Here is a 9755-nt window from a genome sequence, read left to right as displayed (position 1 = left end):
TCGCCTGCACCGTCACCGGTACACACGCATGACTCGGAGCCGCTGTGGCTGGCTAGACCTTCAACGTATGAAACTTTCATTCACAACAACTCGCCGGTTTGACCGGCGCACGAAGCCAGTCATGAGATCGAAATTGAGCGCGACCAAGCGCATCAGGGAGTACTTGGAGGCGCCCGCCACGCGCGCCTCGTGCACGACTCCTACCTCAGCGGGTCGGCGCGCGTACCTGTACGCCAGCGCCGGGATGAAGGTGTTCACTTCCTCCGAGCGCAGGATCAAGTCGACCACGTGCCGTTCGTAGGCGCGCAGCATGCAGCCCTGATCGGTCATGCGAATACCGGTGGTGCGCGCACGCAGCCCGTTGACGGCCCGTGACGCGTGCCTGCGCCACCAGCTGTCCTGGCGATCGATCCGTGCGCCCCCGACGTAGTCGTAGCCGCGATCCATTTCGGCGAGCAGCTTCCCGATCTCCTCCGGGGGATTCTGCAAGTCCGCATCCATCGTCACGATGCGCTCGCCGCTCGCGTGCCGGAATCCCGCGAGGATCGCCATGTGCTGCCCGACGTTGAACTCCAGCAGCACTACCCGCGTCTCCTGCGGCCGCCTGGGGAACTGTTCGCGCAGCAGGCGCGGCGACCCGTCGATGCTGGCATCGTCCACCAGGATGACCTCGTACGGCAGCCGCAGCTGGTCGAGCGCGGCGTAGAGGCGCATGAAGAGTTCCGGTAGTGCGCTCTCTTCGTTGTAGATCGGAATGACGACCGAAAGCAGCGGGCGGCTCATCGCTGTCCCCCGGGGTCTGCCTCGGCTAGAACGCATCTGAGCGCCCCGCATACGCGATCGACGTCGGCCTCGCACATCGATGCATGCAATGGCAGCGTTACGGTCGTGAGCCCGATGCGCTCGGCATTCGGATAAGGAGCTTTGCCATGACCCCTTTACGCCATCGGATGCTCGAAGACATGGCGGTGCGCAACCTCGCGCAGAACACCCAGTCCGCCTACCTGCAACAGATCGGCGCCTACGCAAGACACTTCAACCGCCGGCCAGAAGACCTCGGTCCGGAAGAGATTCGCGCCTATCAGGTCCATTTGACGCAGACCCGCAGGCTCTCGGCGAGCAGTGTGAGCGTCGCGACCGGCGCACTGCGCTTCCTTTACAAGGTGACGCTCAAGCGCAGCTGGGCCGTCGAAGAGATTCCGATGCCCAAGAGGCCGTTCAAGCTGCCAGTGATTCTTAGCCGCGAGGAAGTGATGCACTTCCTGGACTCGGTTGACAGCATCAAGCACCGGGCGATTCTCATGACGGCCTATGCGGCGGGCTTGCGCATCTCCGAGGCCAACCGCCACCGCGCGGTCAAACTTGCCCGTTGCCGCCAGCTGCTCGGCGCACCCGCGCCCATCGTCAAACTCCCCGATGCCCCCCTGGACTACCGCGACCGCTACGAGCAGCTCACCGGCACGTCGCTGCGTGAGTGCCCGCACTGCGGTCGTGGCAACATGGTTTGCATTGAAACCTTCCAGCCAGGCACCCTGCCACGCGGGCCTCCGTGCGATCACTGATGAACTTGACCGCACGAACTCTGTTGAACGCTTTGCGAACTTCCTCGCGAAACGCTGGGATTCCTTTGGTGAGCGCGGCACGTCGCGACGTCATGCGCACTTGCCGATCGTTTGCCCACCAAATTGCACCGCGCGGCCCCTCCGAAATCCGACCCCCGACCAGCAAACGAATCCTCGTGCTTCGTTCGCGCGCCTCTCGTCTCCACCAGCCTCGTGCCTCGACGATGCCGCTTTGATTCAATCCCCATAACGTCACGGCCTGTGCGCCGGTTCAGTCCAACAGGATTTTTAGCCTACCGATCGCGGTGTGGCCGCCCCGTGGCACTCATCGATCTCGGAGCGCCGCGTCCGCTAGGCTAAAAACCCTCTGCATTATGTGGAGATCCGCATAAGGCGCACGCCCGGCGCAAGTTCTACGACATCTATGTCGCCGATCGCTCCCCGATTGCCGCCGAGGCGATCCGGCGCATCGGATTGCTGTACGCCATCGAGCGCGAGATCCGAGGCCGATGTGCCCAAGAGCGCGGCGCGATCCGGCAAGCACGTACCGCCGACATCCTGAGCGAGCTGCACGTCTGGCTCAACGCGACCTTGCAGCAGGTGTCCGCAAAGTCGAGCTTGGCCGGGGCGATCAAGTACGCCCTGGTGCGTTGGAACGCATTGACCCGCTATCGTGACGACGGGCGTATCGACCTGGACAACAATACCGCCGAGCGGGCGATCCGGCCCGTGGTGCTCGGGCGGCGCAACTATCTGTTCGCGGGCTCCGATGGCGGAGGCGAGAGTGCGGCAAGCATCTACACCCTGATCGGCACCGCGCTGCTCAATGGCGTCGAGCCGTATCATTATCTGCGCGAGGTGCTCGGTCGCATTGCCGAGCACCCGATCAACCGAATCGACGAGTTGTTACCGTGGAATCTCGCCGTAAGGCAGGCCTCCGAGCACTCTTAACAATCCGCCACGCGTCGTATGAGCAATATTTCAATATTCTGCTTCCATCGACAAAAACTTTCTGTCTTTGTACCCGCGGACCAGCACTTTGAAAAGCGAGCCTAGAGCTTTGACGAATTAGGATTTCCCGGGCGTCAGGCGTGACGGTGCCACGGCGTTCTGTGGTTCTGTGGTCTTCAGTCGGTCAATCGAATTGCAAATCAAAGCTCTTACCGCTGGACTCTAGGCAGTAGCCGGCCGGTCTGATTCCCTGCCCCCACTGAATGTCGCAGAAAAGCGTGTCTCCGCCGGGAGCGACTAGCGTCGTGCGCGCGACACGCCCCGAGCGGCGTTGTCGCTCGCCTTGAATCCAGCGCGAAGGTTGCCATTCATACTCCCCGGTATACCGCTTGCCGGCGTACTCGATCCAGAGCGTTCCCGACCCGGCTTCGGTATGGATCAGTTCACCGACCGGGGCGGGAAGGTTCGAAATGGTCTGGTGACTATGAAGACACGCACTCAGAGCCGCTGCGACGATCAAGAGCGGAGCACCATTTGCCAGGTTCACGGTAACCTCCTATGGGGAAAGCTAGCCGTCGCTTGCTAGCCTATCTCTCTGCCCGAACCTTCCACCCGTCCCCTTTTTGGTCCGGCAATTCCAGTCTGAAGCGCGTCTCCCGCCCCGGTCCGCACTCCGCCGAGACCCGACCGCCGTGGCGCTTCGCGATCGCGTCGACGATGGCCAGTCCCAACCCGGTCCCACCGTCCTGACGAGTACGCGACGCATCCAGACGATAGAACCGCTCGAAGATCCTTTTCAGCTGGATGGCCGGTATTGGCTCGCCCTGGTTGATTACCTCGACCGCCGCTCCATTGCCGGAGCGGCCGATTTGGATACGGACGGAGCTACCGGTATCCGCATGCTTGATCGCGTTCGAGATAAGGTTGGTCAGAGCGCGCTGGATGAGTACTTCGTTTGCGATAACGCCCGCGTCGCCAGTTACCGCGAATACGATGCCGCGCTCTTCGGCAGCCAGGGACATGAATTCCGTGACCATCTCTGCCAACTTGCGGAAATCCACCTTGGTCATGAGATCAGCGACGTTTGATTCCGCCTCCTGAGCGATGAAGAGCATGTCCGAAACCAGACGTGACAAGCGTTCGAGCTCAAGCACGTTATCCTCGAGGACCTGACGCAGTTCATCTTCCGTGCGCCCACGCGAGAGTGCTACCTGGGTGCGCCCATACAAAATGCCAATCGGCGTACGCAGCTCGTGAGCAAGATCGCCCGAGAAATTGGAGATGCGCTCCATCCCTTGCTCGATACGGACAAGCATGGAGTTGAACTCATCAGCCAGTACCGCCAGTTCTCGCGGCAGTCCGTTCAACTCGAGCCGGTGACCCAGCGAGCCCGCACCGGTGCGGGCCGCCATCTGGCTGAAGCGCTCAAGCGGGGCCAGCTCCAGCCGCGCGATCCACCATGAGCCCACCAGCAGCAGGGCCCACAGCGCCAGGAAGGCAGCAATCACCCCACTTGTAAACCGAGCGAGGAGCAACTCCTCTCGCGAGCGGTCCTGGGAAAGCACGACCTTCAGGTTATCGCCTTGGGCCAGCCGAATAGGCATGGCAACCGAGGCGACCGGATAGGATGGCTTGAATTGCCAGAAGGCTGGGTCGACTCCCTGGGCACGCCAATCGATTCGCGTCAACGCTTCTTCAGCCAGTGCCGATGAGGCGAAAAGCGCTTCCTTGTTTCGACCATCGACAATAGCCACGTGCAGGTCTTCGTGACCATAAAGCGCCGTTCGGACGCCTTGCTGCCACGCATCTCTCGATGTTGCATCAGGCAGCTCGGCAAAAGTGTGCGCCAGGGCCTGCGCCTTAGACCACAGTTCGGCGTCGGCATGTCGATCGAGCTCCCGCGCAAGCGCAAGATATGAGACGCAACCAGCGATCGCGATGGTAATCAGTGCGATCACGGCATTGACCAGCGCCAGTCGACCAGCGAGTGACATCCGCGCTACGCGAACGCCGGATGTCGGGGCAATACCTTGCATAGGACCGCCGAAGACTTCAGCTCGTCGCACCGGCACGTCGCTCCAGGACATAGCCCACGCCACGCACGGTATGGATGAGCTTTTCCCCGAACGGTTCGTCGACTTTCGCCCTCAGTCGGGCGACTGCAACATCGACCACATTGGTGTCTGAATCGAAGTTGATGTCCCAGACGAGGGACGCAATTTCCGTTCGGGAAAGGACCTCTCCGTTCCGGCGCATGAAGAGCTGAAGAAGTGCGAACTCGCGGGCGGTAAGACCAATGCTCCGGTCCGCTCGCACGGCCTGGTGTCTGACGGGATCCAGTTCCAGATCTGCCACCCGAAGCGAGTCCGAGCGCAGCGCCTGCCCGCCGCGCTTCAAAAGAGCGCGCATCCGAGCCAGCAATTCGGGAAACTGGAACGGCTTGACGAGGTAATCGTCGGCACCAAGGTCAAAGCCACGCACTTTGTCGTGGGTGCGCCCGCACGCCGTCAACATGAGGACAGGAACATCCTTCGCGCTGCGCAACGCGGACAGGACTGCGAACCCATCGAGCCCAGGCAGCATCGCGTCCAGGATGACCATGTCGTGATCGCCCTCGACTGCCTTGTGCAAACCGGTTGTACCATCGTGGGCCACATCGACGACATAGCCATTCTCCGAGAGGCCCTTGCGCACGTAGTCGGCCGCGCGTACCTCGTCTTCAATCAGGAGTACCTTCATTGTCAGAATCGTAATCTTGCCGCCATCAGGATGTTGGCGTCGCCTCGATAAGCTCTCTTCGAATCGCAGCGTAAGTCGTTGCGATCGACGAGGCGGCCGAGCCGCACTGCACCAATCAGCTTATGAGGATCGACATGCGCAAGACGATGGCCAGGACACTCATTTCCACGACGCTGCTCGCGGCTAGCTCGCTGTATATCGGTGGAGCGTTCGCAGAATCCATGAGACCGCCGCAGGGAGGCGACTACTCCCGAGACGGACAGTGGGTACGAATGTACGGTCCAGAAGGCTCGTGGGCACCCGCCCCGCATCGATACGAGTTCACGAGTGGCAAGCTCACGCACACGGATTCCCTCGATCATGAGCAGCGGAGAACGGCCGACGAGAGGCGCCCGGCACCGAATCATCTTGCCCCGATCGACTGACACCTGCATTCTTCACCCATAGACCGTCGCCGGACAGGGCCGGCGGTGAAAACTGCGGCCCTGTACTATTGGTCGCAATACTCTGGATTCAGCTGCGCCTTCAATGACCGTGTCCCTTGTGGTCACCGCCTTCCTTGTGCAATGGGGTAAAGCGTGCTTGTTGCGTGGCCTTTCCTGGGAGCGTGAGCGACAGCAACACTCTCATATCCTCCTTCGCCTGAAACTTGCGCGCGCCTTTTAGTGCGTTATCGCCCGCCGGGGCGATCGTTGTCTTTCCGCCCCCACTCATTACGATCGCGCTCGCCTTGGCACCGTCGACCGAGACCTTGCTGTTCTTCTCGTCGAGCACGTACAGCGTGAGCTCCTGACCGTTCACCACCAGTTCCAGATGATATGGACCGGCATCCACCACTTGTCCACCGTTGGCGCCCATCTTGGCATGGTCGTGTTTGTCTGCGCCGAAGCTCGGCGAAATGTTCAGTACCAGCACGAGACTCAATGCGAGTGCAGCCACTGCGTTCACAGAGGTTCCTTTCTGCCTGGGTTGAAACGAATGTCTTGAGGGTCAGTTCGGCGGCCCGTACTTGCTCGGGCCCAGTATCGGAATCGAGCTCACGACCTCAGTGACGAAGATCCAGCCGGCAATGCCGCGTCCTATACTCGCTGCCTGCGCGATGACCTTCACCAGCTGATCGGTCTGCTCGTCCTCGCAGAACAGTTCCAGTTTCCATTCGCGCACGACCGTTTCTGCCAATTCCATCGAATAGTGTTGCTCTTCGCCCTCAGCCGGACTGGTGAGGCTCTGGACAGCCGCAACGTTGATGCTTCTGCATCCTGTCCTCTCATCCGAAGAACGGCACCCTGATGCATTCAGCGCTGCGACCACCTCCGAGATTCTGTCTTTATGAATGAACGCCTTGATTTCCTTCATGCGCCCTCTCCCCGCTCCACCGTCGGATTGGTCAATTGAGGTTGCGCTGACTCCGCGCTCTCGCGCCGGCGCTCGCGTCGAAGCTCGATCCACTCGTAGATCAGCGGCAGAAGCAGCAACGTCAGCGCCGTGGAGGTAAAAAGCCCGCCTACTACCACCGTCGCAAGCGGACGCTGCGTCTCCGCCCCTATGCCGGACGACAGCAACATTGGGATGAGGCCCAGAATGGCAACCGAGGCGGTCATGAGCACGGGCCGCAGCCGTAGCGCCGCGCCCTGGCGTACGGTGTCTCGGATGCTATGCCCGTGGCGGCGCAAGTCGTTCAGAAACGAAACCAGAACGATGCCATTGAGCATGGCAACCCCGAATACCGCGATGAAGCCGATCGCCGAGGGAACCGAGACGTACTGGCCCGTGATCGCCAAGCCGAAGACGCCTCCTATGATCGCAAACGGAACGTTTGCAATGATGAGCGTCGCGTAGGTTACTGAGTTGAAAGCCGTGTAGAGCAAGATGAAGATGAGGCCGATCGTCAACGGCACGATCACGGCAAGCCTCGCCATCGCCCGTTGCTGGTTCTCGAAGGCGCCGCCCCACTCGATCCAATAGCCTTCCGGAAGCTTCACGCGCTCCCGGATCGCCGCTTCGCCCTCATTGACGAAGCCGTCGACATCTCGGCCCTTCACGTCCATCTGGATGACCGCGTAGCGCTGAAGCTGCTCTCGACGTACGAATGTATAGCCTTCATCCACCTCGACCGTAGCCACGCGTGCGAGTGGCACAAGGCCGCCATTGTTGGTCCGAATGGGAATGCTTTCGATCGCGCGCACGCTGTCGCGATATCCGGGGGCGAGTCGTACCTGGATGTCGAACCGACGCGTCCCTTCGAGTAACGTCGTTACCGACTTGCCGCCGACACCGACCTGCACCACGTCCAAAATGTCGTCGGCGTTGATTCCGAACCGATCTGCGGCAGCTCTATTCACGCGCACTATGATCTGCGGCTTGCCCCTATTGGCCTCGAGCGACAGATCAGCCACACCGGGAATTGCGCCCAGTACCGGCCTGATCTGCTCGGCCAGGCGATCGAGCGTCTGCAGGTCCGGGCCATACACCTTGAGCGCCAGCGTCGCTCGCACGCCAGAGATGAGCTCCTCTACCCGCATTTGAATGGGCTGAGTCGCAGAGAACACTACGGTCGGAATTTCCTCTTCGAGCTTGTCTCGCATCTTGTCCGAAAGAACGGGCATGGGCATCTCGGTCGGCCACTCGGACACAGGCTTCACCTCGACCAACACTTCCATGTAGTTCGCGTCGGTTGTTTCACCTTTCTCTGCGCGGCCGATCGTGGCAAGAACTGATTTGACCTCCGGAAAGTTCTTTTTGAGAACGGCATCCATCCGTTGGGATACCCGGACACTTTCCTCCAGGGAGGTCGACGGAATGCCGGTTACCCGAAACATGATTTCGCCCTCCTGAAGCGTGGGCATGAACTCCTTACCGAGGAACGGAAACGTCGCAAGGGCCGAGACGAGCAGGAGCAGTGCCGCACCGATCACGATCTTCTTGTGCTCGAGTGACCAGTCGAGCAGCGGCAGGTAGAGCGCCTTGGCGCCGCGAATGAGGATGGTGTCCTTTTCGGGCCTCGCTTTGAGCACCAGTGCCGAAAGCACCGGCACCAGGCTGACGGTGAGGATCAAGGAACCTACCATTGCGAAGGTGATGGCGAACGCCATGGGCTTGAACAACTTTCCTTCCAAACCCGAGAGTGAAAACAAGGGCAGGAAGACGACGATGATGATCAAAATCGCGAAAGCGATGGGATTGATCACCTCGCGTGCGGCTTCCAGTATGACGTGCGTGCGATTCACCGCCTTGCCCGCGTGGTGCGACAAGAGCCGGAACCCGTTCTCCACCATCACGACTGCGCCATCGACCATCATCCCGATTCCGATCGCGAGCCCCGCGAGCGACATGAGGTTCGCCGAAAAGCCGAAGTATTGCATCAGCATGAAAGCGATCAGCATGCACAGGGGCAGGGTGACGATCACGACCACCGCCGAACGGAACTCGCCCAGAAATAGAAACAATACGATTGCCACCAGAATGGAACCTTCGATCAATGCACTGGTTGCCGTATCGAGGGCTCTATCGACAAGGCCCGTTCGATCGTAGACAGGATTGATCGTCACGCCTTGGGGAAGCGCTTGCTGTGCAGCCTTGAGCTTGGCCTTCACGGCGTCGACGACATTCTTAGCATTCTCATTGATGCGCGCGAGCGCAATGCCGAGCGCCACTTCCTTGCCATCTCGGGTAACTGCGCCAAAACGAACCGCCGCTCCCTCCTTGACCTCCGCTACATCTCGGATATAGATCGGAGTACCCTCGTGCTCTGCTACGACGATGCCGGCAACGTCCTTCGCGCTTCCGACCAGCCCAAGCCCGCGTACTAGGTACTGCTCGCTACCGAGATCCACGAATTGCCCGCCGACCTGTCGGTTGTTGGCCTCAAGTGCCTCCATGACGGTTTTGAATGTCAAGTTGTACTTGAGGAGCTTGTTCGGATCGATCGAAACCTGGATCTGCTTCTCCTGGCCTCCCCAGGAAGTCACGTCGTCGACGCCCGGCGCCGTTCGTAGCAGGAAGCGCACATTCCAGTCTTGAAGCGTGCGCAGATCCATTGCGGAAAGCTTGTTGTCGGCGGATTCGATGGTGTACCAGAAGACCTGTCCGAGGCCGGAGCTGTTCGGCCCGAGCTCCGGCTTCCCGTAGCCCTCGGGAATTCGCTCCGCGGCTTCCTGCAGCCTTTCCCCGACCAGGCGCCGCGCGAAATAGATGTCGACGTCGTCCTCGAAGTAGACTCCCACATACGAAAGTCCGAAGAGGGAGATCGAGCGGATGTATGACACGCCGGGCAGCCCGGCCATCGCGCTTTCGATCGGGAAAGTCAGCAGCCTCTCCACGTCTTCAGCAGCCAGCCCCGGCGATTCGGTATAGATGTTCACCTGGTTGGGTGTGACATCGGGGAATGCGTCCACCGGCACCTGCTGCCATGCCCGCACGCCGAAAAATATGACGACAGTGAAGGCGACCAGGACCAGGACCTTGTAGCGTAGCGACAGATCAACAATGGCGTTCAGCATGACG

General features: G+C 60.5%; 9 protein-coding genes. 2 read left to right on the top strand and 7 right to left on the bottom strand.

The features are described 5' to 3' along the window. Positions 1–60 precede the first annotated feature (60 nt). Positions 61–783, bottom strand: a complete 723-nt coding sequence (locus GEV05_20650; GenBank protein MPZ45751.1) for a glycosyltransferase — start codon at positions 781–783, stop codon at positions 61–63. A 146-nt stretch (positions 784–929) separates the two neighbouring features. Here GEV05_20650 and GEV05_20645 point away from each other — a divergent pair, with 146 nt between their 5' ends. Together GEV05_20645 and GEV05_20640 are read left to right on the top strand one after the other, a co-directional pair. Continuing rightward, positions 930–1562: a hypothetical protein gene (locus GEV05_20645; GenBank protein MPZ45750.1), complete on the top strand. Its 633-nt coding sequence runs from the start codon at positions 930–932 to the stop codon at positions 1560–1562. Positions 1563–1982: 420 nt separating this feature from the next. Continuing rightward, on the top strand, positions 1983–2513 hold the full coding sequence (locus GEV05_20640) for a transposase (GenBank protein MPZ45749.1): 531 nt from the start codon (positions 1983–1985) through the stop codon (positions 2511–2513). A 184-nt stretch (positions 2514–2697) separates the two neighbouring features. Here GEV05_20640 and GEV05_20635 read toward each other — a convergent pair whose 3' ends face one another. The 6 genes from GEV05_20635 to GEV05_20610 all read right to left on the bottom strand — a co-directional run bounded on the left by GEV05_20635 (position 2698) and on the right by GEV05_20610 (position 9751). Further along, complete coding sequence (locus GEV05_20635) at positions 2698–3060, bottom strand: hypothetical protein (protein ID MPZ45748.1); 363 nt, start codon at positions 3058–3060, stop codon at positions 2698–2700. Positions 3061–3100: 40 nt separating this feature from the next. Further along, positions 3101–4600, bottom strand: a complete 1500-nt coding sequence (locus tag GEV05_20630; protein ID MPZ45747.1) for a heavy metal sensor histidine kinase — start codon at positions 4598–4600, stop codon at positions 3101–3103. Then, entirely contained in the window at positions 4566–5252 is a 687-nt protein-coding gene (locus tag GEV05_20625) for a response regulator (GenBank protein MPZ45746.1), read from the bottom strand. Before GEV05_20625 ends, GEV05_20630 begins: the two co-directional genes overlap by 35 nt. A gap of 525 nt (positions 5253–5777) precedes the next feature. After that, a complete protein-coding gene (locus tag GEV05_20620; protein ID MPZ45745.1) occupies positions 5778–6200 on the bottom strand; it encodes a hypothetical protein in 423 nt (140 codons plus the stop codon). A 42-nt stretch (positions 6201–6242) separates the two neighbouring features. After that, complete coding sequence (locus GEV05_20615; GenBank protein ID MPZ45744.1) at positions 6243–6608, bottom strand: P-II family nitrogen regulator; 366 nt, start codon at positions 6606–6608, stop codon at positions 6243–6245. Further along, entirely contained in the window at positions 6605–9751 is a 3147-nt protein-coding gene (locus GEV05_20610) for a CusA/CzcA family heavy metal efflux RND transporter (GenBank protein MPZ45743.1), read from the bottom strand. The genes GEV05_20615 and GEV05_20610 overlap by 4 nt, the downstream gene beginning before the upstream one ends. Positions 9752–9755: the final 4 nt, after the last annotated feature.

The organism is Betaproteobacteria bacterium, from assembly GCA_009377585.1.
In the GTDB taxonomy this organism is placed as follows: Bacteria; Pseudomonadota; Gammaproteobacteria; order Burkholderiales; family WYBJ01; genus WYBJ01.
Note: the sequence above shows the minus strand (reverse complement) of the source record. Positions and strands in the feature narration are given on the sequence as shown.

Excerpts from the sequence above, each read along its gene's own strand:
- GEV05_20630 (MPZ45747.1), bottom strand. The coding sequence starts at position 4,600 with ATGTCCTGGAGCGACGTGCCGGTGCGACGAGCTGAAGTCTTCGGCGGT.
- GEV05_20625 (MPZ45746.1), bottom strand. The coding sequence starts at position 5,252 with ATGAAGGTACTCCTGATTGAAGACGAGGTACGCGCGGCCGACTACGTG.
- GEV05_20645 (MPZ45750.1), top strand. The coding sequence starts at position 930 with ATGACCCCTTTACGCCATCGGATGCTCGAAGACATGGCGGTGCGCAAC.
- GEV05_20610 (MPZ45743.1), bottom strand. The coding sequence starts at position 9,751 with ATGCTGAACGCCATTGTTGATCTGTCGCTACGCTACAAGGTCCTGGTC.
- GEV05_20615 (MPZ45744.1), bottom strand. The coding sequence starts at position 6,608 with ATGAAGGAAATCAAGGCGTTCATTCATAAAGACAGAATCTCGGAGGTG.
- GEV05_20650 (MPZ45751.1), bottom strand. The coding sequence starts at position 783 with ATGAGCCGCCCGCTGCTTTCGGTCGTCATTCCGATCTACAACGAAGAG.